The 24,138-nt window shown below is 43.7% G+C and carries 20 protein-coding genes and 2 pseudogenes; 5 read left to right on the top strand and 17 right to left on the bottom strand.

Annotated elements, in window-relative coordinates; translation table 11 throughout:
* Together AC5ELV_RS22035 and AC5ELV_RS22030 are read right to left on the bottom strand one after the other, a co-directional pair.
* Nucleotides 1–98 (bottom strand): annotated as a pseudogene (locus AC5ELV_RS22035) (transketolase); the annotation flags it as partial.
* 57 nt (nucleotides 99–155) lie between these two features.
* Nucleotides 156–1,625: an L-fucose/L-arabinose isomerase family protein gene (locus tag AC5ELV_RS22030; RefSeq protein ID WP_493431875.1), complete on the bottom strand. Its 1,470-nt coding sequence runs from the start codon at nucleotides 1,623–1,625 to the stop codon at nucleotides 156–158.
* Nucleotides 1,626–1,890: 265 nt separating this feature from the next.
* Between AC5ELV_RS22030 and AC5ELV_RS22025 the strand changes: the two genes are divergently transcribed.
* The gene (locus AC5ELV_RS22025; protein ID WP_493431874.1) at nucleotides 1,891–2,934 is read left to right on the top strand and encodes a LacI family DNA-binding transcriptional regulator; all 1,044 of its coding nucleotides are present in this window, start codon (nucleotides 1,891–1,893) and stop codon (nucleotides 2,932–2,934) included.
* Between the two features lie 174 nt (nucleotides 2,935–3,108).
* Here the strand turns inward: AC5ELV_RS22025 and AC5ELV_RS22020 are convergent, their stop codons facing one another.
* The 8 genes from AC5ELV_RS22020 to AC5ELV_RS21985 form a co-directional block, all read right to left on the bottom strand.
* Nucleotides 3,109–3,420 (bottom strand): family 1 glycosylhydrolase, encoded by a 312-nt coding sequence (locus tag AC5ELV_RS22020; RefSeq protein ID WP_493431882.1) that lies wholly within the window; start codon nucleotides 3,418–3,420, stop codon nucleotides 3,109–3,111.
* A 2-nt stretch (nucleotides 3,421–3,422) separates the two neighbouring features.
* The gene (locus AC5ELV_RS22015; RefSeq protein ID WP_493431873.1) at nucleotides 3,423–4,478 is read right to left on the bottom strand and encodes a restriction endonuclease; all 1,056 of its coding nucleotides are present in this window, start codon (nucleotides 4,476–4,478) and stop codon (nucleotides 3,423–3,425) included.
* Between the two features lie 593 nt (nucleotides 4,479–5,071).
* On the bottom strand, nucleotides 5,072–5,455 hold the full coding sequence (locus AC5ELV_RS22010) for a DUF2750 domain-containing protein (protein ID WP_493431872.1): 384 nt from the start codon (nucleotides 5,453–5,455) through the stop codon (nucleotides 5,072–5,074).
* Nucleotides 5,456–5,874: 419 nt separating this feature from the next.
* Complete coding sequence (locus AC5ELV_RS22005; protein ID WP_493431871.1) at nucleotides 5,875–6,636, bottom strand: glucose 1-dehydrogenase; 762 nt, start codon at nucleotides 6,634–6,636, stop codon at nucleotides 5,875–5,877.
* On the bottom strand, nucleotides 6,617–6,952 hold the full coding sequence (locus tag AC5ELV_RS22000) for a hypothetical protein (protein WP_493431870.1): 336 nt from the start codon (nucleotides 6,950–6,952) through the stop codon (nucleotides 6,617–6,619). Before AC5ELV_RS22000 ends, AC5ELV_RS22005 begins: the two co-directional genes overlap by 20 nt.
* Nucleotides 6,953–7,110: 158 nt before the next feature.
* Complete coding sequence (locus tag AC5ELV_RS21995) at nucleotides 7,111–7,638, bottom strand: FAD-binding protein (protein ID WP_493431881.1); 528 nt, start codon at nucleotides 7,636–7,638, stop codon at nucleotides 7,111–7,113.
* A gap of 62 nt (nucleotides 7,639–7,700) precedes the next feature.
* Nucleotides 7,701–10,130 (bottom strand): glycoside hydrolase family 2 TIM barrel-domain containing protein, encoded by a 2,430-nt coding sequence (locus tag AC5ELV_RS21990; protein ID WP_493431869.1) that lies wholly within the window; start codon nucleotides 10,128–10,130, stop codon nucleotides 7,701–7,703.
* Between the two features lie 61 nt (nucleotides 10,131–10,191).
* Complete coding sequence (locus AC5ELV_RS21985) at nucleotides 10,192–10,329, bottom strand: hypothetical protein (protein WP_493431868.1); 138 nt, start codon at nucleotides 10,327–10,329, stop codon at nucleotides 10,192–10,194.
* Nucleotides 10,330–10,602: 273 nt separating this feature from the next.
* On the opposite strand from AC5ELV_RS21985, the gene AC5ELV_RS21980 reads away from it, so the two are divergent.
* Nucleotides 10,603–10,743 carry a helix-turn-helix domain-containing protein gene (locus tag AC5ELV_RS21980; RefSeq protein WP_493431867.1) on the top strand — a complete coding sequence of 47 codons (141 nt, stop codon included), beginning with the start codon at nucleotides 10,603–10,605 and terminating at the stop codon, nucleotides 10,741–10,743.
* A 119-nt stretch (nucleotides 10,744–10,862) separates the two neighbouring features.
* Here the strand turns inward: AC5ELV_RS21980 and AC5ELV_RS21975 are convergent, their stop codons facing one another.
* From AC5ELV_RS21975 to AC5ELV_RS21955, 5 genes are all read right to left on the bottom strand, one after another.
* Nucleotides 10,863–13,334, bottom strand: coding sequence for a glycoside hydrolase family 3 N-terminal domain-containing protein (locus tag AC5ELV_RS21975; RefSeq protein WP_493431866.1), 2,472 nt, complete (start codon nucleotides 13,332–13,334; stop codon nucleotides 10,863–10,865).
* Between the two features lie 197 nt (nucleotides 13,335–13,531).
* Nucleotides 13,532–16,054, bottom strand: a complete 2,523-nt coding sequence (gene bglX, locus AC5ELV_RS21970; RefSeq protein ID WP_493431865.1) for a beta-glucosidase BglX — start codon at nucleotides 16,052–16,054, stop codon at nucleotides 13,532–13,534.
* Nucleotides 16,055–16,167: 113 nt separating this feature from the next.
* Complete coding sequence (locus tag AC5ELV_RS21965; RefSeq protein ID WP_493431864.1) at nucleotides 16,168–17,955, bottom strand: family 43 glycosylhydrolase; 1,788 nt, start codon at nucleotides 17,953–17,955, stop codon at nucleotides 16,168–16,170.
* 132 nt (nucleotides 17,956–18,087) lie between these two features.
* On the bottom strand, nucleotides 18,088–19,464 hold the full coding sequence (locus tag AC5ELV_RS21960; protein ID WP_493431863.1) for an MFS transporter: 1,377 nt from the start codon (nucleotides 19,462–19,464) through the stop codon (nucleotides 18,088–18,090).
* 140 nt (nucleotides 19,465–19,604) lie between these two features.
* Nucleotides 19,605–21,419 carry a glycoside hydrolase family 3 protein gene (locus AC5ELV_RS21955; RefSeq protein ID WP_493431880.1) on the bottom strand — a complete coding sequence of 605 codons (1,815 nt, stop codon included), beginning with the start codon at nucleotides 21,417–21,419 and terminating at the stop codon, nucleotides 19,605–19,607.
* 189 nt (nucleotides 21,420–21,608) lie between these two features.
* On the opposite strand from AC5ELV_RS21955, the gene AC5ELV_RS21950 reads away from it, so the two are divergent.
* The 3 genes and pseudogenes from AC5ELV_RS21950 to AC5ELV_RS21940 all read left to right on the top strand — a co-directional run.
* Nucleotides 21,609–22,835 carry a helix-turn-helix domain-containing protein gene (locus AC5ELV_RS21950; RefSeq protein ID WP_493431862.1) on the top strand — a complete coding sequence of 409 codons (1,227 nt, stop codon included), beginning with the start codon at nucleotides 21,609–21,611 and terminating at the stop codon, nucleotides 22,833–22,835.
* Nucleotides 22,836–23,162: 327 nt separating this feature from the next.
* Nucleotides 23,163–23,294 (top strand): transposase, encoded by a 132-nt coding sequence (locus AC5ELV_RS21945; protein ID WP_373458117.1) that lies wholly within the window; start codon nucleotides 23,163–23,165, stop codon nucleotides 23,292–23,294.
* Between the two features lie 82 nt (nucleotides 23,295–23,376).
* Nucleotides 23,377–23,626 (top strand): annotated as a pseudogene (locus tag AC5ELV_RS21940) (IS3 family transposase); the annotation flags it as partial.
* Nucleotides 23,627–23,769: 143 nt separating this feature from the next.
* On the opposite strand, the gene AC5ELV_RS21935 reads toward AC5ELV_RS21940, so the two are convergent.
* Nucleotides 23,770–23,916 carry a hypothetical protein gene (locus tag AC5ELV_RS21935; protein WP_493431861.1) on the bottom strand — a complete coding sequence of 49 codons (147 nt, stop codon included), beginning with the start codon at nucleotides 23,914–23,916 and terminating at the stop codon, nucleotides 23,770–23,772.
* Nucleotides 23,917–23,957: 41 nt separating this feature from the next.
* Complete coding sequence (locus tag AC5ELV_RS21930; protein ID WP_493431860.1) at nucleotides 23,958–24,107, bottom strand: hypothetical protein; 150 nt, start codon at nucleotides 24,105–24,107, stop codon at nucleotides 23,958–23,960.
* Between the last annotated feature and the right edge of the window lie 31 nt (nucleotides 24,108–24,138).

The following is a 24,138-nucleotide window of genomic DNA, read 5'->3' as shown; positions in this document are numbered from 1 at the left end:
CCCCCCCCCCCCGTATGTCCCGTCTTTGCGTGATTGATAATCGTTAGTAGATCCATACGGATTTGGGCAGCTTTAATTTTCAGCTCACGAATGTCCATTTTGTCCTCCTCGGAAAAAATAATATTAAGTTCTGTGAATCTCGCAAATTCTTTAAGCTAAACGAGAATATTAGAGCGTGACGGACGGACAAGATCAGAGCCTCTTAACCATCTTTGAATTTCCTGCTCAGTGGGATCAACCGGATCAGGCGTCAGGCCGGGAATATAATTACAAGCTTCATAAATAGCCGGAATCACATTGGCGTGTATGCCGACGGAATGGTGGACATAAGGACCCTTTACCAGCTTTTCCTCCCACAGCGGCCAGTCATTAACTTCGACCCATACGTAGGAGCCGCGGGTATACGGACCTTCAATGCCGCGGGCACGGCCGAGGAACATGGAATATTCACCGTGATCACCGTCGAAGCGGGCAATCGTCATATCACCGCCTCTAATCTGGCCTTCGTGGGTTCCCGGCGCATGGTCATCAAACAGGAAATGCTTGTTAAGCTGCGGCTTCTGTTCCACCGAGAGGGAGACCGGGAAGTTTCCGCAATGGAAGAGCAGCTCCCCGTTATCATTCTCAGGATGGCGTACAGTAATATCGGCAAAAAAGGTCGGATGCTGATTCATCGAAGCAGCCTGAACCATAATGGAAGTAATCGCTCCGTGAAAATCCGTTTCACAGGTAACCGGAATTTGTTCATCGGTGAGGATTGCATTCGCCAGACAAGGCATGATGGACAACGCGTCCTGCAGCGAAGACCAGCATTGAATGGCGATCGCACTGCTCCCGGTCTCCCGGGCGAAAGATTTCATTGCTACCTTCAATGCTGCAATCCGTCTTACATCCTCTTCTGTCACAAGGGTGTAATCGAGTTTTTCTTTGATATAATCAATGCACTCTAACAGCTCTGCACTGTTACTGGAGGCAATCTTCTTCGTGCGCAGCTGGATATCTACCAGCGTAATCGGATGGATCTCAATCCCGAACCGCTCCAGTAGTTCACCTTCATTACACATCATGGTCCAGAAAGAAGCCGGGCGTGGCCCAATCTGCAAAATACGTAAGCTCCTGAACTGACGTACTACATTGGCTGCTGCCACAAAGTTGGTGAACCCGCGCTCGAATACCGGGTCTGTTACCCAGCTGTTGGTGACATAGGTGAATGGAACATTGAACCGACGGAGAACCTTTCCTGTTGCAAAAATACCGCACTGCGTATCACGTAAGCGCATGCCGTCAGCCAGTGGCGCTTCATCGCGCGGACCCCAGAGCAGTGTTGGCTTGCCCAATTCCTTAGCCACCCTTGCTACCGTATCCTCCGTGCCGAAATTACAGTGCGGGAAGAAGACCGCGTCTACTTCCTCCTGCTTGAAGCGCTTCGTAATCAGATCTGCATTAATGTGGTCATCGTACAACAGACCTTCTTCGTTAAGCCCTTCCAGATCGACGATTTCAATGTCCATCCTGAAGCTTTCGATTTGTTTCCGTATTTCCACCTTATACTTGAAAGCGTCCTCAGCACTAAACGTAAAGCGACGTGTCGGCGCGTAACCGAGCTTCAATTTCTTCGTTAACAAAACTCTCCCATGAACTAAATTTTAAGCAATAATTACTTAAGTATTACTTAATAACATAAAAATCTCTTTCTTTGCTCAAATATTATCATCGAAAAGAAATTAGGTCAACAATATTTTTAGTTAATATAACTTAACAATTAACTAAACATAACTAAAATTCATTTTATAGACTTATTTCTCCTTATCTGACTTGATAAACTAACTTAATCAATATAAACTTAACGTATTATTCACCTTAACTTTTATTGGAATGGAGCATAAATAAATGAAAATGGAAGATATCGCCAGACTGGCTAATGTATCCAAAGCAGCTGTATCATTGGCCTTTAGCGGAAAACCTGGTATCGGGGCGGAGACTCGCGAACGTATTCTCCAGGTAGCCCGTGAATCGGGATATAAACCCAAGAACAGGGCGACCACGGCAAATTCCAAACCCTATAATTCTTTGCTGTTCCTTGTGTTTACGAACTCTGGAATTGTTCTGGAAGAATACTATCAGCAGCCATTCTTTAAGGAGCTGATCCACTTTGTCGGTGAGCGCTGCAAACAAAAGAATTACGAGCTTATTTTTTCCACCATAGATATGGATTACTTCGATGAGGGGATTCAGAATTTAGCGAGGGATAATCGCAGTGACGGTATAATTGTCCTTGGGACCAATCTGACTGCAGGGCAGATTTCAAGCATCAGCGGGAAGCTGACCAATGTAGTCGTGCTGGATACCTGTTTTGAAATACTGCCGGTTTCGTTCATTCAGATCAACAATGTAATGGGCGGGTATCATGCAGGTAAATATCTAATAGAGAAGGGTCATACCTCCATTGGATATATGGCTTCAAATGTGCGGATTCATAACTTTGACGAACGTGAACGGGGCTTCCTCACTGCATTAAGTGAACATGACCAATCCATTGCCGATGGATGCAGGCTCTCTGTAGCGCCTACTATCCTGAGCTCACAGGAATCCCTTAAAAAACAGCTTAGCACTTTCCTGGACAGCGGACTTCCATTGCCTACCGTCTGGTTCTGCGAGTGTGACTATATTGCGATCAGTGCCATGAAGACTATGTCCGAACTGGGCGTCCGGGTTCCACAGGACTGTTCCATTATCGGATTTGACAACATTACTGAATCGATAATTGTTACCCCCGAGCTGACAACTGTCCACGTGGAAAAAGAAAAGATCGCCACGCTTGCCGTTGATCTGCTGACAGAGAATGCTGAAAATAATGAACATCTCAAAATAAAGTTAACGGTGGACACCACCTTTATAGAACGCAATTCTTGTACCTCCATAAAGCTTAGTTAGGTAAATTGATATTATGTAAGAAAGGAGTGCCTTTCTATCTATGATGATATGTTTGAACTCCCTGCAAATGCTCGTGTTAGTTAATAAAAATCACCCTGTTAGCCTAAGCTAACAGGGTGATTTTGCCGGTTTATTAATGGAGCACTTTCACATTGCTAAGTTAACTACTATAGATTACTCAATCGCATTTTTCTCTGCAATATTCCCCAGCACTCTCGCATTTTCCTTCACGATGCGTTCCTGCGTAGTCCGGTCAACAGTAATCAAGCCGAATTGCATGCTATAGCCGGCATTCCACTCAAAATTATCAAAGGTGCTCCAGTGAAAATATCCCCTGACATCAATACCTTCCTCCAGGCAGTCATGCAATCTGCTAAGACTGGTGTGTAAAAATTCTACACGACGTTTATCCTGATCCGTTGCAATACCGTGCTCCGTAATCATATGTCTTTTTCTCTTGTATACTAAAAGGGGATAAAACCAAATTATTATTTTCCAAGTATTGCGTCATAAAACAAAGTAAACTGCTCGTCTCTCTTATGGAGTTCTTCAATGTCTAGATTACTCGCTGCATGTCGAGATTGCTCAATGCGGTATTTTGAGCCCATTTTTTTTAACTGGCTAACATCGAGGTCAAGCCAGACTTCAATTGACGGATTAGGAATTACTGAAATCCACTCATTAAATTCGAGGCCCTTAACCAACATCTCTGTTGTTCTTACTGGATCTCCGTCACCATCAGTTACTATTAACACCTTAGATTCAGAATAATACGTGTTCCAGAGAGCGTTTGCTACGCGAGGTATTGTGAATTTCCCCATAGCAACGATAATTTTAATGGATCGATTTGAGCCGGCATTACTTAGAATCCTCTCAGACAAAATAGCAATTACCTCGCGATCAGTGTCACCTTCGCACACAATTAACAAATCTGCAGTAGTCGCATCGACAGTGCGCGTTGCCAATACTCCGCCTGTTACAGGGTCGTAATGAAGATTGTCGATCTCTACAAGGCGCTTCTTTTCGGCGGTTATGATTTCGCCTTCAGAAGGGAAATATATAGCACCTTCCTCAGCTGCCTTACGAAGCTTGAGTTTGAGAATATTTGTGAATCCAATTTTACGAGTGATTGCAGCATCCAAGTCTCGTTGGTCGAGTAAAATTATGTTGAGCGTCTTGCCTAAAACGAGTGCATCAACGGCGTCCTCAGCATATCCGGACATGGAAATAAAAATTCCAATTGTACCTGCCAACTTACCTTCGACCTTGCCCTTGAACTGATAGAGGGTTGATGCTGGTAGAGGATTTGCATGCCATTTGGCCTCTAAGAGGTATATACGTCCATCGAGATAGATAGAGCCGTCAATCTGCTCACCCATCGGTCTGTAACCTGTACGTGGTTCAAGTTGTTCAAGGTTGAAAAGCTTATTAAGTAAGCGTTCGAATTCAAATCCCCGCCGCCTTTTCTCGGCCCCACCCGCGTTAGAATCTAGGTTAATGAGTTTCTCGTATTCTTCCTTTATGTAAAACCAATCTATCTCCATTTTCTCCCCCTAATTCCCTTAATCGAACCAATTTACCCATAATCTATCCTAACATGATTTACTATACTTAGATATATTGTGTCACAACCCATAAAATGGTTCACTACCTATGTCAAATTGGTAAATAAATTACTAGTATTTTATATATATACACAGGGGGGAGGCAATTTTATGTCATTCTCCAAGCTGGTGTGCAATAAAGGACAATTAACTGTAACTAATTTAGATTTGTTTTCGTATACGAATGAACAATTAAAAAATGATTTGACCTTTTAAATCCCTTCTCTCCAGGGTAGGAGGGAACTTTATGTCAAATTCCAGCCTGGTAGGGAACTTTATGTCATTCTACAAAAGTAAAGAGTGAGTATAGATTATCTAAGCAAATGTCGAGGGACAAGAACATGTTCCCATTGAAGTCGCTATTTTAGACCGTTTATTTATTTCATGATAAATAAAATTTAAAAAGAGCCCCACTTCAGACCTATTAAGAAGTTCCCTACCAAAACCCGTTAGTTGAACAAAAGCAGCCGATCAAGATGGTCAGCTGCTTCCTTGTTTATTGAGCTATCGTTTCCCGTTAGCGTAACGATGGCTCAATACTTTTCGAGTTCCTTCTCTAAATCATTTAGTAGCACTTGAATCTCAAGAACTGCAGAATCATTTCTGTTCCAAAAGATCGACGGCTTATGCTGATCCTCCACCATATTGGGTAACCAGTCACTAATGAACTCGTCTAATGAGATACACTGTGCTTTATAATTTGACCACTCTTCATAAGCACAGTACTCTGCAAACTCTTTCCTAGGCCAGAATGGAATAAGCAATCTCTCTTTATCATCTGAGGACATTGCCCAACCGTCATCATACAACCCCCAAATTTCTTCTGAATCAGCAACTTTCTTTATAAAATATTCATATCGAATATTCGCAGGGAGTTTAATAACTGCTTCAAACTCTTTCGAGGTTATCGAATTCATTTGCGGCCTCCTTGTTAGACCTTTTAATTAAATATACCACGCTAACCTGCCCGTTAGCTTAATGAATTAACAGGCGGAATAACGATTAGATATATGCCTAATCGGAAATAGGAACATGTTCTTGTCCCTCGACAACATGATCCAACATTAAATTATGAAGAGGAATTTAACCATGGCCATTCTTAGAAATATAAATGGAGTGAACGAACTGTGCAAAGCTTTAAATATCGACGTCTGAATTGAAATTATTAATTTCACGTAATTCAAGGTAGTCTAACAATACTTTAACGGTGGAAAGGATACAAAGTTACGTACTAATCCCTATAAACGAAGCGGCCATAGTCCATTGGCATTCTAGACTAAGGCCGATTCCCTTACATTTCCAATTCTATATTAGTGAGTATCAGATCACCTTTTGATCAATAAGCGCTCCATCCGAAATCCGCTGCAATCGTGACGCCATTTACATAGAAGGCTTCTTCGCTGGCCAAAAATAGTGCGATATTTGCAATCTCTTGCGTAGTACCCGGTCTAGGCATCAGATTTCCGCCTCTCGTTGCCACTTCCAAGCCGAAAGTGTCCACATTCGACATATTTAAAGTAAGCGGCGTAGGTATAAACGCAGGACCGATTGCGTTGCATCTAATATTTTTGGGCCCGTATTGCGATGCAACGTTCTTAGTCATGCCCACGACGGCATGCTTGGAAGCCGTGTATGCGAAGCCTCCACGACCACCGGTCAGGCCGGAGATTGACGCCATGTTAACAATCGTGCCATTCCCTTTCTCCAGGAAAATTGGAAGTACCTTGCGGATTCCGCGCATAACGCTAGTTACGTTAATATCCATAACGCGTTCCCATACTTCGTCCTCCACATTTTCAGCCGCTTGCATTCGATCGACCACCCCTGCGTTGTTGACTAGGATATCGACCGTGCCGAACGTTTTCAACGTTTCTCTGAACATAATCGTAATATCCTCTTCCTTAGCTACGTTGACTTGAACGCCCAGAGCCTCAACGCCTAGCTCTTTCAATTCGGCCACCGTCTGCTCCATGCCTTGCTTATCGTAATCGGCGATGACGACTTTTGCGCCCTCTTGTCCGTAAGTCAGCGCAATCGCTTTGCCTATCCCAGATCCGCTTCCCGTTATGATAGCCACTTTATTTTTTAGTCGTTCCATTGTCATAACCTCCTATTGGTTGTCTCAAAGCTTCTACGTTCTGAATCTCGGCGAATTTATTGGCCACTGCATCCGTCAGCTCTTGTGCCGTCTTCGGTACGAACGACTTCAGAATGGAATTGACCATCGGGCCCATCGCGCCCTTGGCGGTAATGTCGAGATGTCCGATCATGCATGTGCGGTTGTCGTCCAGCGCCTCCGCCTCGAAGTAGCCGCCTCCCGCAAAATTATCGGAAAGATCGGTCAGGTTGATGGTGACCTTCGTTGGCTCGATCCAGTTCGTTATATCGATTTTGAGCTTTACAGTTTTCTTCATGAAACCGAGGTCGTCCCTTGAACGACCAGGTCGATTCGCGCTCATTGATGATGTTGTGCTCAATGTAGCCCGGAACGAGTGGTGCCCATTTGTCCATGTTGCTGACAAACAACCAGATCCGCTCTATGGAAACGGGCAATTCTGCGGCATGATTTCCATTAGGCAATTAACGCCCGGCCCATTGTAACGATGTTGTTTTCCACGCGCTCTGCAATCTTATCGAAGTCTACTCCACCTGCAGCACCGCCTTCCTCCAGCGCAAGCGGCGGGAAAATCGGGTTTTGGCGAATTCTCTCACCCCATTCCCCAAGTTCCTTCAAATCGTAAGGCAGCAAATCTAGCGAACGTCCGCTCTTTGACCCATCAAGATAATGATAATAAGAAGGATAGGTGAGCAGTGGAGTAAATTTTAGCTGTGTATGCTCGTGCAAATAATCAATCATCTTGTGGCCGTTGTCGATAAACACCTCGAGTAAAGCTGGATCCGGCTCCCTCCCCCCGGTTAATCTGCGAATGTACGAAAGCGCTTCTTCGCGAGAATCCTCGATTCCGCCCTCCTTCATATAGCGGTTCATGGCAATCCATGGGATTCCTCCCGAGAAGGCCTTCGTTCCCCCGATTTGCGAGGTTTTCTCGAGTACAAGCACCTCGGCGCCTTGGTCCCGTGCGGCGATTGCTGAAACCAGGGCAGCTCAATCAAATGTGATTGAACTGCCCTTAATCGTTATATAGGATGACTGGTTAGTGTTTAGCGTGCGTCGATTCGAACAGACTGCGAAGTACAGCCTTCAGCAGTGACCGTCACGGTGATCGTTCCCACACCAGTTGGACGGACAACAGCTAATGCCTTACCGTCGAATGTGGTATGCTCATCATCAAAGAAATCTTCCTCCGAATCAGGTTTACCGCTGCCGAATCCTTGGAGCAGACCTGGACCCTCTACCTTGACCGTGACTTTACGGTCTTCGTTGTTATACAGATTCCCTTGCTCGTCTTCTAGGCTGATCATTACGAAAGCGAGATCAGTGTCCGATGCTGCAATCTCCGTCCGGTCAGCCTCTACATTCAATACAACAGCTCCACTTGCCGAAGAAAGTGTCATTCGGCCGGATTCTTGTCCACCGTTGTAAGCCACAGCCGTAACTTCTCCCGATTCATACACCGTGTCGAACTCCGCTTTGAAGCGATTTGCTTCGCCTGCCGCGGCTTTCCCAGCTGATTTGCCGTTCACCAACAGTTCGACTTCTTCGGCGTCAGCGTATACTTCCACTCTGATCGGTTGACTCTCGAAACCGTTCCATGACCAGCTTGAAACCGAATCGCTCCAGCCCCAATTCGATAGAGTCGCTTTTTTGGAATGATGCTCGGGACGCTGTACCGCGATATACGGCTCTTTGCGGAGACCAAACACAATTTCGCGGTAATACGATACCGGTCGCCGATGGCCGGTAATATCAATGTCACCGACCCAGGCTGTAATCCAAGGATACGTACTCTGAATATAGAATGACGGTCCATCCAGATCGTATTGGACTCTTCCGACACCGGCTTCCCCCAGATAGTCCCAACCCGTCCAGGCAAAGTCGCCGATCAGATGGCCATTCTCCTTCACAAGCTTCCAGTTCTTATCAATTTTACTCGCTACCGTCTCACTCCCGACAATAATCCGGTTGGGGAACAGGTCTTTATCCATCAGGTATCTGGATTCACCGTAATTGTAGCCCGCAATATCCACATAGGCGAAAGACTCTGCCGTTTTCGTCGTGCATCCATCGCTGGAAACGATCATCGCCATATAATCCCCTAAATCATTCATCATCGTATTAATACCGCCGGTATCGCCGCCCTCGGACTGCGCCGCCCCCATATACTTGGCTATATCACTCATGATGGCAAGCATAAAATTAACCGAGTTCGTGACGAACCGCGTAGAATCTAGTGATCGTACTTTTTCTGCCAGCTTACGCCCCCATATTGAACCGATCGGGCTTCCGGTTTCCGGAATTTCGTTGCCAATCGAGTACATGATTACGCTGGGGTGGTTATAATCCTTGTCGACCATCGCTTGGATATCTTTTTCCCACCAGAGAGGGAAATTAATTGCATAATCATTTTCAGATTTGGTCGTGGTCCACATATCAAAGCTCTCGTCCATAACCAGCATACCCAGACGATCGCACGCATCCAGCAGCGCTTTGCTCATCGGATGATGTGAGCTGCGAAGCGCGTTGAAACCTGCTTGTTTCAATATTTCAACTCGCCGTTCCTCGGCCCTGTCGATGGTAACTGCACCAATAACGCCATTGTCGTGATGAATACAAGAACCGCGCAGCTTGACAACCTGACCGTTAATGCACAATCCCTTTTCCGTATCCAACGTGAGTGATCGAATCCCGAAGGTCGTCGTTTCTTCGTCTAACCACTCTTCGCCGGCCATAATCACCGTTCTGCATGTATATAGATTAGGCTGCTCCACACTCCAGAGCTTCGGCGCTTTCACTAGCATACGCTGTGGTAATGTTGCCGACTCTCCCGCAAAGATCGTAACCGGCGCCTGATCGAAGGCGACCACTTTGCCATTGGCATCGATAATCTCGGTTAACACATGTGCGGTCACGGTGTTCAAATTTTCATTTTCGACCACGGTTGCGACGGTTACTACGGCACGGTCATCATGGATCTCAGGTGTGGTAATCTTCACGCCATCCAGTGCGATATGTGTGAGATTGCCTATAATTAGCTTGGTATTGCGATAGATGCCAGCCCCTGTGTACCAGCGCGAATCTTTGTGATTCATAGCGATGACCTTAATTTCATTCTCCTCCCCGTACTTGAGGAAGCGGTCTGCTTTCACATAAAAATTGCTGTATCCAAACGGGTGCTGGCAAGCAAAATCACCGTTAATGTATACCATCGCCTGATTGTACACACCTTCAAACTCGATCGTTACCCGCTTATTACGGTACTCGACGGGAACTAAGAAACTCTTCTTGTATTCATATTCGCCTTCCGGATAACAAGCGATATTGCTGTTACCCTCTTTCAATCTCTTCTTCTCCCACATGGCATCATGGGGCAGTGTAACTACTTTGGTAGGTGTCTTATCCATTGCAAGCTCTGCAAAATATGTCGATCTCGGACCAACTGTCCAGTCGGCATTAAAGGATGTTCTAATCATATTAATTCGTCACCGTCACTTTCACTAGATTTTATGGTCCGGCTGCATAGCTTGTCGGAAACTAATCGTCATCCAGCTCCCGCACCATCATGCCCAAGGCCTTAACTTCCTTCATAATCATGTCCATGCCATCCGAGCTGTGATGGAAGGTGGGCTTTACCAAGAAATCGCTTATACCATGGCCGATACGTTTATTCAAAAAAATCGAAGATACCCACGAGACGCAACGGATCTTTTTTTACATGAACAACTACTTATTTGATTTGACTGATCGTGTGCACAATCAGAAGCAAAATGAGCAGAGCAAAGCTGTATCCATCTGTAAATCTACATTTTTGAACATATTTCCACCCATTCGCTCGCTCTATCCGTCCGGCTGCATCCGGTATACCTTTCGCAGATATTCAAGAAAGAAACCGGACTCCCTCTTGGTCAATACATTCAGCGAGAAAAAATTTAAGAGGCTAAAAAAATGCTGATACAATCGGACCGGACAATCACTGAGATCTCTATGATGCTTCAATTTAACGACCAAAGCTATTTCACAAGCGTGTTCAAAAAATTCACCGGGGTGACCCCAAATGACTACCGCAAAAATCCACATGTTCCTTGACCATAAAACGATACCCGGATATATCGCAAAATAAATATGGGATAACGGGATTTCAGCTTACTCACACCCCCCCAACATGTTCAAGTTGGGGGGCTGGCAAGAAATAATCAGATTCTCTATTATTCAGTAATTGCTGTCATCGTTGTCTTAGAGGAAAACACCTTTCTTTCTACTATAAGTTTTTCTCCGATGATGTTAAATACACCTTGTAATCGGATATCCTGGGAGGATGCTCCAATAAACACTTCCATTTTCCCTGGTTCCACAACCTGCTCCATTTGCAGATCGTGGAATGCCAGTTGTCTCATATCCACTTCAAAATCAACCTTTTTGATTTCATCTACTCCCAAGGCTACTTTAGCAAATCCAACAAGCTGCTTAACAGGTCTTACGATACTGCTGATACAATCTCTTATATAAAGCTGAACAAGCTCCTCTCCTCGATATTGCCCTGAATTTTTAATTTTGAAGCTCACATTCAGTTTCCCATCCGGCTGAACTGTACTATCCATGCGCAAATCGCTATATTTAAATTGTGTAAAGCTCAGCCCATGTCCAAATGGGTAAAGCGGTGTATTCTTGTCATTGTCGATATATTCAGACCAGTCATTAATTTCCACGTAGAAAGGCAATCGGCTATTATGCATTGGAATTTGGCCCGTTTCTTTTACAATAGTTACCGGAAGCTTTCCACTTGGATTGTTTTTTCCCGAAAGGGTATTCACAATAGCTCTCCCCCCTGACTGGGCAGGAAGCCAAGAATATAAAACTGCGCTACTTTTTTCACTAATTAGGGGTGTTGCTAATGGTCTGCCATCTACAATAATGGAGATGACGGGTTTATTAAGTTTAAACACCTCTTCCATCATTTCTATTTGGGGTTTCTCAAGATTAATATTGATGTTATCCTTGTTTTCTCCACAAGTTGCTTCCGGGTCTATCATGCTTTCCTTGCCACCTAGAACTGCTATAACAATATCTGCTTGTTGCACAGCAGCTTTCACATCTTCGATGCCTCCATCAATTGAAGATTTAATATTACAGCCCTTTGCATGCAGAATATTTTCTTTTCCGTACTCTCCCTCTAGAACCTCCTTCACTGATTTACAGTTTGGATAGTATGTGTCAACGAATTCTTCAGAACTTCCATAGTTCTTGTCTGATCCAGATAAACTTTCCTTTAACATCGCTATAATAATTACTTTTTGTTCAGGCGTTGGCTGTTCATCAAAAATAATTCCATATTCTTTAAACGAATCTTTATATTCAGTGATTGCGCTGGCATAGGCCATTTTTAGAAAGTTATCTTCTTCCGACTTATCAAAGTCACTAGTTGTAGTACTGACTGAACCAACAGATGAGTAGCCGCCAAAGAAATTCGTTTTATTGTCTGAAGATGGCCCAATTACTGCTATCTTAAGCTTCTTTTTTAACGGCAGAATGTTCTTTTCATTTTTCACCATAACAATAGATTTCTCAGCAATTTCCTGAGACAATTCTTCGTACTCACTTCTGCTTATTTCTTCAAAAAAATCGCCTTCTGTATAAGGGTTCTCAAATATACCCAACTTAAATTTCGTTTCAAGAACCCGTCTTACAGAACGATCTATAAATGACTCTTCAATTTCTCCTGACTCCACTGCTTCTACTAAAAACTTAAAGCATGAATTATTAGGCTGCTCTACATCAATGCCAGCTTGAAGTGCCAAAATTGCAGTCTCTTTCTGGTCTTTTGCCACCCGATATCGAGCATATGCATGGTTTATACTCCCATAATCCGCCACTACCAGTCCATTAAATCCTAATTTATTCCTTAGAAGATCTGTAAGGAGCCACTTCGATGTCGATACCGCCTGTTCATTCAAAATACCATAACTGTTCATCACACCCATTACCTTCGACTCATGAATCGCGGCTTCAAATGGGAAACAATAGGTATCCAACAGATTTCTCTCAGCTATTTGCTGTTCCCCGCCATTTCTTCCTCCTTCGGCATTTCCATAACCGACGAAGTGTTTAGCTGTAGCCATTAACTCATTATTGCCTTGTATCCCATTGACATAAGCCATACCCATTTGGGCGACTAAATAAGGATCTTCTCCGTAAGTTTCACCAATTCTTCCCCACCGTGGATCTCTCCCCAAGTCAAAAAGAGGTGAATGCACCGCTCTAAAGCCATAGGCCACTAATTGTTTTTTTACTGCTTCCCCCATTTTACGAGCCAATTCCGGCTCCCATGTCGAAGCAACATTAAGGGATTGCGGAAAAGTCGTCGCACCCGGTATTTGTGCCCCGGCTATTCCCTCATTATGAATGAGCACGGGAATACCTAATCTTGTTTCTTCCACAAGATATTTCTGTATCCTTTTCAAGGTATTCATATCTTTTATGTTGTCACCTGTTAAAGAACTATTTAAACAACTTAAAGTGCCGATTCCATCTTTCAGATTATCTTTTATATTGTTGAAGCTGTCATCGCCTCCTGCTACCGTTGCACAATATAACTGGGCGACTTTTTCTTTCAATGTCATTTTTCCAAGTAAATCTTCGACTCTTTCTTGAATAGACTTACTGGCATCCTTATAAATCATTCTAATGTCTCCTTACTAATTTCTTGGATTTTGATGTTTCATTTGTTGGGTTATTCATTCTATCAATAACATATTAAACGTTGTATAGGATGATTTCATGGACCGCCGAAGAATAGATTGTCATCCAGCATCCACACCTTCAGGCTCAAGGCCTTAGATCCACCATAATCATTTCCTTATATATATCACTATATAATTTAAGGAAGAAGCTCAAAACCAGCTTCCTTCACGTCGCGGCTATTCGTTCCAATGTAGACCTTGAAATCCCCTGGCTCTGCGCCATACTTCATTTCTGCATTCCAGTAAGCCAAATCTGCCTCGGTAATTTCAAAGCTGATATCTTTAGTTTCACCAGCAGCTAAGGTCACCTTATGAAACCCTTTGAGTTCCTTTACAGGACGGACCACACTGCCATAAAGGTCCTGGATATACATTTGGACGGTTTCTTCGCCCGATGCAGCGCCTGTATTGGTCACTGTCACGCTTGCAAAGATGGACTCCGAAGCAGACATCCGAGTTTGTGACAATCGAACTTCAGAGTATTCGAACGTTGTATAACTTAAACCATAACCAAAGGGATACAAAGGAGCATTATCACCATCAATATATTTGGATAAAAACTTTTGTTGCTTACTGCTCTCTGCTGTTACAGGTCTCCCTGTATTAAAGTAATTGTAGTATACGGGTACTTGTCCTACTTGAGCTGGAAAGCTCATCGTCAGCTTGCCGGAAGGATTATAATCACCGCAGAGGACATCGGCGATGGCATAACCGGCTTGAGATCCAAGGAACCATGTCTCTACAATCGCATCAACCTGATCTTCTATTCCTCCCAAAACAAGCGGCCGCCCATTTGTCAGAACCAGTACGGTTGGCTTACCTACACCAGCAATAGCTTCAGCTAGCTTCTGCTGAATCACCGGTAAAGTAATATCCATTCGGGATGCGGCCTCTCCAGACATTTCGCTGCTCTCACCGAGTGCGAGAATAACAATATCCGCTTTCTCCGCAGCCGCAACAGCCCGCTGCAGTCCCCCGTCTATATCCTCTTCTACTCGGCATCCTTCTTCGAAGAGGAGTTGCTCCGCCGAAATCCCTTGTGCCTCCAGTCCCTGTAGAAGGGTAACTGTTTCATTACTGTAACGGGAGAACTGCCATGGTCCGAGTAAATCCTTGTTATTGGCAAAAGGACCAATTACAGCTACCTTCTGATCTTTATTTTCGATAGGAAGAACACCATTATTTTTTAGCAGTACAATCGACTTCTGTGCAAGTTCCCGGCTTGCTTCCAAATGCGCTGGGTGGAAATTAAACTCTTTTTCCTTCTCCGGCCGGATATAACGGAATGGATCGTCCATTATTCCGATTTTGTATTTATATTTCAGAATTCTTCGCACGGCATCGTCTAGTTGTTTTTCTTCGACGAGACCTTCATGGATCATGTCCTGCAAGAGATCGTAGGAGCGGGTTACCATTTCGATATCCAATGTTGCATCAAGCGCTTTTTTTGCCGCTTCTTTAATATCCTTTGCATTCCCATGAACAACAATTTCGTCAATGGAGCCATAATCAGATATTACAATCCCCTCGAAGCCCAGTTCCCCCCGAAGCAAATCGTTAAGCAGAGATCGATTTCCAGCGACTGGAACTCCTTGATAGATATTAAACGAATTCATTACAGAGCCTGCTCCAGCTTCAATGCCCGCCTGGAATGGGGGCAAATAAACATTTCGCAAGGTGCCCTCCGAAATATCTACAGTATTATAATCCCGCCCGCCTTCAGGTGCACCATAAGCAATGAAATGCTTCAAGCAGGCGATGAGCGTTTCGCGGTTAAACAGACTTTCCCCTTGAAATCCCTGCACTTGAGCCTTGGCGATTTCACTTCCCAAGTAAGGATCCTCTCCCGCACCTTCGACGACCCGGCCCCATCTGGGGTCCCTTGTAACATCAACCATAGGTCCATGGTTATACGTTATCCCAGCAGCACTGGCTTCTTTGGCCGCAATAGCACATGCTTTCCTGATGGCCTCCATATCCCAACTGCAGGACCAGGCAAGCGGCACCGGAAATATCGTTTGGAATCCGTGTATAATGTCGCCATTAAACAGCAATGGAATGCCATGCGCGGACTGCTCTACGGCTATTTTTTGCAGTTCAAATACCCGATGGCTGTCAAAGGCCCCCAAGATTGACCCTGCACGGCCTTCTGCCACTAATTTCTCCGGCGGATCAGATGAGACATCATTTCCAAATGAGAAATTCGAAGCCAGACACTGACTCATCTGACCGATCTTTTCAGTAACGGACAACTTGCCTAGCAGTTCCTCGACAGCTTTATTTATCTCTTGATCATCCCACTGTTTCACATCCTGCTTCCGATATGGAGCAAGCTTTGTAATTAAGTAATCTTCAATAGAAGGTCCAGATCCGCGTGAACCCTTTACAATGAATGCTTCCTGATAAGGGAGTTTGATTCTGCCATCGAATGCTTCGTCCTCAAAAGTTAAGTCAATTTCAATAGGGTCAGTTGGTAAAAGCGGCGATGTTCCTCTGGCGCACAGGACATTGCCTTCCACGGTTAACGATGAAATGTCTATCGGAAGTGGAAAGGGCTCCACAACAATAGTCATTGTATAATCGTCTTTCTTATCAATGATAAACTGCATTTTCAGATTGATTTGGGAGGTTTGAAGCAGGAAATGCCATGTGCCGATCATATATACTCATCCTCTTTTCTATAAGTTGGAATCAATCTTCTCTGCGTTCTCTCACCTTCTTTTTTGAGACGATTTACATCATCATCGAGACCGCTCTGCACAAACACGGATTATTATTTTCTAACTATATAAACTTCACCTTCTGTGATTCCCTTTTCATTAAATGAATCAACCCTAACATACAGCGACTGACCTTTAATTAAAGCACCAATCTTGACCGTATTGTCACCAAAAACCATATAGCTGTGATATAGCTTATCAGGAGAGAATCCCCAAAGGACGTTGTATCCTACGACATCACTTTGATCCCATGTGACAATAAGGTCGAGATCACTGACTAACTCGGTCTGGATTCCAGACGCCTTCTCAGGGAGATCACCTTCACCTATTCCGAATACTCGAAGACCAGATATGCACGCCTTTTGGTGGTGAGGAAGTTCTTTTATCGTACACCGGATATACCGTGTTTTAATCCCGTCTTCCCTAACAATAAGATCGTGCGGTAAATCTGTAGACGCACTTGACTTGTCCTCGATTATGAAATACTCTTCCCCATCTAACGATCCTTCCAAAATCCATCTGGTATAGTGTTGTCGCTCATCGATGTATCGTCGCGTTATATTAACTTCTTGGTATTCTACTCCTTCAGGAAGAGGAACAGCTAGGGCATCATCTGCAAAATTCACTTGAATCGCTCGCACGTCGCACGGGTGCAAAAGATCAACTTGAAGCCATTCTCCAGATACATTATATGATGCTCTCCACCACGTACAGACGTTCTCATCGGTCGCCTTCGATGCTTCCTTACCTTCTTCATAAGAGGATGCGATGGCTGGTTTACTATAGGAAAGAAGCATCCAGTTCGGATTGCTCCATGGATTTATTTTTGCCTGTTCAATCTTCATTGGCCAGTCACCATAGCGTTGATTACAGAATAGTTCTCCTTCTGAGTCAAATCCGGCTGGCCAAATTCCCAAACGCCGTTCAAACTGATGATTGACACTAATAGCCATAGTGGAGGTGTGCCATAAATTTCCATGTCGATCCTCCATAGTCGATCCGTGCCCAGCACCTGAGATGAATCCCCCCGGTTTATAAGAGTATGGGTTGTTCTTAGCCAATTCAAAGGGTCCCAAAGGATTATCAGATACATAAACTCCGTCAGAGTATACATTATACTGCGTACCAGGACTGGAATACTGAAGATAGTATTTGCCGTTATGTTTATCCATCCATGCACCTTCGAGGAAAGGGGTATTACCGAATACAGTTCTTAAACTATTCAAAATCTCATCGGTCGCATTCGGGATTTGGCTCGCATATTCTTGAACCATATCTTCAATCTGTTCCAGTGTTCGCGGTTGGATATGGTTCTCGCCGCTTCTCTCGTACCCCTTAACGGAAGTATCACTAAAGATTAACTCTACCGTCTCCGATATCGTTCTCAAACTCTCAGGGTTTAACTCTACTCCGTAGATAGGTTTATCATTGGAGCATCCCCAATAAAAATATACTCTTCCGTCATCATCCTCAAATAAATTGGGATCCCAGAACGGGAAACTCCCTTCAATCTCCTCGAAAATTCCATTAATCGGATCTTTCGTCCGGTAGAAGGAACAGTTGAGTACCGCTTTCGAGGCGGAGAAGACCATGTATTCCCCAATTATCCGAACATCGGGAGCATAATCGTAGATGGGTAGATTTTTAAGCGAGTGAAACTCCCAATCTGCAAGATTGTCACTTGCGAGGAACCCTGCAGTCATAGAAGGGAAAATGTAGTAAATTCCCTTAAAATAAATCATCGACGGATCTGCAGCTTCCCGATTAACGCTCTGCTTGCCGTTTTCTTCAATAAATTGATACTTGTACTCCATGTTAATGGGATTGCAAATATATTTCATAACAAAACACTCCCTAATCTATTTTCGTATGTGCTGATGCTAGGATCGTTACGATCACTAAACATGTCAGTTTCACTATTCCTTCTCTTGGTTTCGAATACTAGCATTGTGCATACAATACGAATTACAAACTTATAAATTGGAATCAATCCCCGGGGTCTCCCCCCTTCTTTTTTGCAAATCATTCAGTATACCTATATACTGCTTTTCCAGAGAATAAAAATACAGTAGAACAGCAATCAATATATAAATAATCATAGGCAAATATATATTCATGGAAAGGATCATAAATTTCGCCGAAGCTCCTTGTGTTGCAGCACCTACCTGGTATTTCCCCCAAGCTAGCATCCATCCGATAAGTGCCGTTCCAAAAGCCGTTCCGACCTTAGCTCCGAAGGAATTTACACTATTTGTCAAACCTACTATACGTTGTCCGCTCTTCCATTCCCCGTATTCAATTGTATTTGTTAAGAGAGGGACCATAACAATCAGTAGAGGGACTGAGCCGATATTTTGTAAAGCAGACCCAATTAGTCCTATGACAACACTTGATGGATCGGTCAATCTGAATAGTGAACCCAATACTCCCACAATTAATCCCGCTATAGCCGTATTACGTTGGCCAAACCGTTTAATAACAGGGCCGATAATAGCAAAAACGAGCAACGTAGGGATAAAAACTATTGCACCCATGACTCCAATTAGATTGACATTACCCCAGATATATTTTGCATAATACGTACCTGCTGAACCTGTTAAAGCGAACAGTACGGCAGATAACGTATTTACAAAGAATATTATCAGCCAATATTTGTTTGTTAATAGTAGTTTGAAAGATGCCCCTAATTTCAATGTCTTTTTTAGTTCCCCGGACTCTTTCAGTGCCTCCGTACTATATTTCTCTTTTGTGCTGCGAAAAGCAATAAACATGCCTAGTGCTGATATTGCACCCATGATGCCAGCTAACAGGGTCCATTCTGACTGACCCCCTCCAATCGCATTTACAAGCGGGATAAAACCAATGGTTACAGCAGCACCGGTTATCATGCCAAATGATGATCGCAGAATAGACATTAATGAACGATCATCCTGACTTTTGGTTGTTAACGCCATCATACTTTGATAAGGAATTACGGACGGTGTTATTACACAAAAATAGAACAAGATATTCGTGATAACCGCATAAGTTATTTTTGCTCCATCAGACAGATCAGGCACAGAGAATGTAAGCATGGTCAATAGAAACATTGGAATGGTCACCCGCAACAACCATGGACGCGCCTGACCATGTTTGGAACGCGTTCGGTCTATAAGAACACCCATGCCAATATCAGCAGCTGCATCGAGTAGTTTAGTGCACAATAGAATCGTTCCTATTATTCCAGCATTTAGCCCCACAATGTCAGTGTAATAGTACAAACATAACCCCATCATACATTGGGCAATATTTATACTGGCCTGACCTGCTGCATCTCCAATTAATTGTTTGGTACTTAATTCGCGTGCCATATGAATTGTGTCCTTCCTAGGTACTGTTGTACGATTCAGGTAGATGAACAGATGCATTTAATCATTCTTTTGATTTCAGAGCTGACTCTTTTTGGTGTTTTTACAAATGAACGCTAATACCTTATATTGTTGTTTAACGATTATTTATCCGCTCTTTTTAGTATAACTTTCAAAAGATACCATACGTTCTTTTCTAATCTGCTGCGGTTAATTTTCCCTTCACTTACTCCCTCAATGATTGGCTTCACAAAAGTGTCATCATTTGTACCTGGTGTAATCCAACAGTTTCCTGCCTGGACAGCTTTCATGATATCGATGGTGTCATATGAGCCCCAGTCCGTCATTACAAATCCATCAAAGCCAAATTCTTCACGAAATACACCTTGAATCATTTCCTCGTGCTCAGCTGTGAAAATACCATTTATTGCGTTATAACCCGTCATGATGGAATCCGGCTGATGGACCTGTATGGCCACTTCAAAAGCTTTTAAATAAATTTCCCGAAGTGCCCGCTCTGTTACAACGCTGTTATTGCGTTTACGTACCGTTTCACAGTTATTCGCTGCAACGTGCTTTAGACAACTTGAGATACCGTGATCTTCAAGACCTTTACTGAAATAACCTGACATTATGCCCGTAAGAAATGGATCTTCAGAGAAATACTCGGGATGCCGTCCATTAAGCGGATTACGATGAATGTTCATGCCTGGAGCCAGAATCATTTGGAGCTCGTTCTCTTTGGCCTCTTCTGCAATGACTGTTGCAACTTTGTAGGACAACAACGTGTTCCAGGTGGAACAAACGACATTACTAGATGGCATACCTATATTAGGTTTTTTGACGTTCACCCCACTGTTACCATCTGCAACAACGAAAGGCGGGATTCTATATTTGTCCAACGAGAATACTCTTCCCGCCTCTCCTTTCTCATGCATGCCCCATCCGCTGGATCCGCAAACGGACAATCTTGCCAGTTCTTCAATCGATAGCTGCTTAACAAAACTGTTTAGTAGCTCTGGTTGATCAATAACCTCAGTAAATTCAATAAGCTTGTCTGGAGAATCTGCTTGGAGCGGTGAAATTTCACTGGCCTTAGGCTTATACTCTTTTCGATGAATCTTTTGTTCTTCTGTCTTCGGTACGCCAGAAAAGTCGCCTGTAGGCCATGTTTCTTCTGATTCGAATTTGGAAAGAGTGCGTATTCCAACATTCGGAACCATCCGGTTGACAACCTTTTTGATTAAAATATTTTCGACTATCTCAAATTTTCCGGCAGACTCCAAATTTTTTACGGAGTTGCCAAACCATAGTACATATTGCCCTTTCTCCATGATCCATGAAGCCACGCTTGAGTCATAGGAAGTATATCTGTCGTTTGTTACAACAAGTTCAATGATCTGCTTTTCCCCAGGTTCCAACATTTCGGATTTCGTGAATGCTACCAGTTTGCGAGCTGCCTTTTCCAGCTTTCCATCCGGTTCTTGGACATATATTTGAACGACTTCCTTGCCAGCAACTTTTCCGGTATTTTTAATTTGTAAAGTTATTTGTGTACCCTCGTCACCGTGATGGAATTCCTGTTTTGTTATAGAAAAGGTCGTGTAACTTAAACCAAACCCGAAAGGATAAGCCACCTCTTTATTGAACGTCTCAAAATAGCGATAGCCAACATATATATCCTCCTCATAGACCGTATTCATAAAAACAGGAGAGTTACCGTCGAGTAGCGGCTTTCCTTCAACTGCATTATAAAAGTTACAGCTTGCTGGATGATCATAGTAATCATAATTCCACGAATCTGACAGCTTGGCTGATGGATTGACACTTCCATTGAGAATTTCCACAAGAGCCTGTCCGCCCAGCATTCCTGGTAAACCGCAGTAAAGAACCCCCTTAATATTGAATTTCTTCATCCAAGTCATGTCTATCGGATAGCCTGTATTGAGAATGACGATAGTCTGTTCAAAAGAAACTGCAGAGCGCAGCTAACCTCACAAATTTTGTTAACGCTTTCATTAATGATTTTAAACGTTTCTCCGTAAAAAAAATAAAAGAATTTAAAGATTTTTATCAATATTTCAATAAAGTCATGTAAAATATCAATAAGGATACAATCAATTGGACAAAAGGCTGGTGGTGATCGAATGACTCCTCCCATGAATATTGAATATGTAACCAAACTCCTCTACGATGCCTACAAAGTCCCCGTAGCGTATGTGGATGCCTCGCAGGTAATCGTTGCAAAATATGGATTTCATGATCAGATTAATCCGGTTTACTCGACTGTCGAAGCCTTCATCTCCAAGCTATTTGACGAGAACAACCCAGCACTCCATTACCCAATATTAAAAGTAACCGAGTTCCTCGAGAACGTTCTTTTGCTTCATACAGGCGAAAATGGAAAGAGAACGGGGAGTCTGATTGTCGGTCCGACATTGGCGACTACTGTTTCCGAAGAAGTTATTCGGGGGCTTCTCCTCGATCACCGAATTTCGCTGAAAGTCCACACAACCTTGCGAGCTTACTATGATAAATTGACCCGGCTCAATCTGGCCGAATGGCTTAACATCGGACAACTTGCTGCCTATTTATTGTTCGAGAAAAAGGTTGAGGAGCTTGCTTTCGCCGACGGTACGAACCACTCTCGTGATCTGAACAACGTTATTGAAGAACATTTGCAGCAACGGAGGTTCGAAGTTGATTTTCACATGAACCACCAAGATGAACAGCAAATTTGGCAGTGCATTCAAGAGGGGAATCGAGACAAGTTGGCCGAGTTGTTCAAGTATATTAAGCTCGAAGGAGTGGGATTGCTCTCGAGAAACAGCCAGATGCGGCATCTCAAAAATCAGGCAATCGTTACAATCGCGCTCGCCATCCGGGCTGCGATGGCAGGCGGACTTTACCCAGAAATCGCTTATACGATGGCCGACACGATTATTCAAACAATCGAAGATACCCACGAGACGCAAAGGATCTATTATTACATGAATAAGTACTTGCTTGATTTGACCGATCGTGTGCACACCCAGAAGCAAAATGAGCAGAGCAAAGCCGTCTCCATTTGTAGGAACTACATTTTCAACCATATTTTCGAACCTATTTCCAACCATTCACTCGCTCAGACCGTCCGGCTGCATCCGGTTTACCTTTCGCAGATGTTCAAGAAAGAAACAGGTCTCCCTCTTGGTCTATACATTCAGAGAGAAAAAATTAATGAAGCCAAAAAAATGCTGGTACAATCGGACCGAACGATCACTGAGATCTCTATGATGCTTCAATTTAACGACCAAAGCTATTTCACAAGCGTGTTCAAAAAATTAACCGGGGTGACCCCGAACGAGTACCGCAAAAATCCTCATGTTCCTTGACAATATAGTTCATCATTTCGATTTGCGGTTTTTCAAGATTCATGTTCAGAGAATCAGTAATAATGGAGCCTTTCTGGTTGAAGATCCGAAACCGCGGCTGTTTAAGTCCGATATAGATTACTACTTAGGTCAGTGAGAAGCTGAATTGCCCGCGAAGTGCAGAAGTTAGCGAGGATAGTACTGGGATATTTTGTTTAAGAAGCGTGGAAACGACATTGCGAATTCTCGTGAATATAACTGCTCCAACTCTGCGACAAGAGATACATCCGTGAAGGGATTATAATGCTACATAGAAACTAGACAGCGAAAAAGGAGTATCTTAGTTGTATGAAACCTACAAGAAGGAAGTTCACTCCCGAAGAAAAAGCGCGTCTAGTGCTGGAAATTTTGAAAGAAGAAAAGTCCGTTTCGCAGCTCGCAGCTGAGCATGGCATCCATGCGAATGTCCTCACCAGATAGAAGACGGAAGCGATCCAGAACCTCTCACAGTTGTTCGTTAACGATCGAAAAGGCATCACGAAAATGAAACAGGATTACGAACCAGCAGATCAGCGAACTCTACGCCGAGGTTGGAAAGCTTTCCACTCAATTGTCGTAGATCAAAAAAAAATCTGGCCTCTAGTTGGTCGCGAGAAGATCGGATTGCACTTCTGGATTGGCATACCCCTGAACTGGCAAGTTCCGTTCAAGCCGAGCTTCTCGGCCTTAACCGCAGCATGCTGTACTACAAGCTGGTCCCTCCATCCTCGGGTGAAATCCGCCTCAAGCACCGAATCGACGAACTGTTCACCGGACTATTGTAATAGTGGATGTAGATTTCGTTGTACTTCAGGCTTCGCCAGGCCATGCTATGAAAACTTTGGAACTGTTGTATGATACCTGCATTATTAAATGCTACATCAATTTTTCTGTAAGTATTAATGGCTTGTTGGATTTAATTCTGTACATCATCTTCTTTGGAAACATCTGCTTGTACAAAAATGGCTTCGTCATCTTGCTCTTTTACTAGCTCCAGTGTCTCTTGTCCTGTTGTAGTATTGTAGTCGACCAGAAACAGCGTGGCTCCTCTGGCTGCCATCATGAACGGCGCTCGCTCTCCCTATTCACTGCCTGCACCTGTAATTAAAACGTTTCCAGCCTGCCTTCAATCTGGACATCTCCCGTAACTTCCTGATAAGCAAAAGTCGGTGAAAAATGATTGCTTCCGGCAGAGGTGATCGCTACCGGAACACCCGAATCATCCAGATCAACCTGTCCCTTGGCTTGGCCCAAATTTCGGATTTGGCAATCCGGTTCTTTGCCC

The organism is Paenibacillus sp. NMA1017 (assembly GCF_058895805.1).
The sequence above is the reverse complement of the archived record's forward strand: the minus strand, read 5'-3'. Positions and strand labels throughout refer to the sequence as shown.

Excerpts from the sequence above, each read along its gene's own strand:
- AC5ELV_RS22025 (WP_493431874.1), top strand. The coding sequence starts at position 1,891 with ATGAAAATGGAAGATATCGCCAGACTGGCTAATGTATCCAAAGCAGCT.
- AC5ELV_RS22015 (WP_493431873.1), bottom strand. The coding sequence starts at position 4,478 with ATGGAGATAGATTGGTTTTACATAAAGGAAGAATACGAGAAACTCATT.
- AC5ELV_RS22010 (WP_493431872.1), bottom strand. The coding sequence starts at position 5,455 with ATGAATTCGATAACCTCGAAAGAGTTTGAAGCAGTTATTAAACTCCCT.
- AC5ELV_RS22005 (WP_493431871.1), bottom strand. The coding sequence starts at position 6,636 with ATGGAACGACTAAAAAATAAAGTGGCTATCATAACGGGAAGCGGATCT.
- AC5ELV_RS22000 (WP_493431870.1), bottom strand. The coding sequence starts at position 6,952 with ATGAAGAAAACTGTAAAGCTCAAAATCGATATAACGAACTGGATCGAG.
- AC5ELV_RS21990 (WP_493431869.1), bottom strand. The coding sequence starts at position 10,130 with ATGATTAGAACATCCTTTAATGCCGACTGGACAGTTGGTCCGAGATCG.
- AC5ELV_RS21980 (WP_493431867.1), top strand. The coding sequence starts at position 10,603 with ATGCTGATACAATCGGACCGGACAATCACTGAGATCTCTATGATGCTT.
- AC5ELV_RS21975 (WP_493431866.1), bottom strand. The coding sequence starts at position 13,334 with ATGATTTATAAGGATGCCAGTAAGTCTATTCAAGAAAGAGTCGAAGAT.
- bglX (WP_493431865.1), bottom strand. The coding sequence starts at position 16,054 with ATGATCGGCACATGGCATTTCCTGCTTCAAACCTCCCAAATCAATCTG.
- AC5ELV_RS21965 (WP_493431864.1), bottom strand. The coding sequence starts at position 17,955 with ATGAAATATATTTGCAATCCCATTAACATGGAGTACAAGTATCAATTT.
- AC5ELV_RS21960 (WP_493431863.1), bottom strand. The coding sequence starts at position 19,464 with ATGGCACGCGAATTAAGTACCAAACAATTAATTGGAGATGCAGCAGGT.
- AC5ELV_RS21950 (WP_493431862.1), top strand. The coding sequence starts at position 21,609 with ATGACTCCTCCCATGAATATTGAATATGTAACCAAACTCCTCTACGAT.
- AC5ELV_RS21945 (WP_373458117.1), top strand. The coding sequence starts at position 23,163 with ATGAAACCTACAAGAAGGAAGTTCACTCCCGAAGAAAAAGCGCGTCTA.
- AC5ELV_RS21935 (WP_493431861.1), bottom strand. The coding sequence starts at position 23,916 with ATGATGGCAGCCAGAGGAGCCACGCTGTTTCTGGTCGACTACAATACT.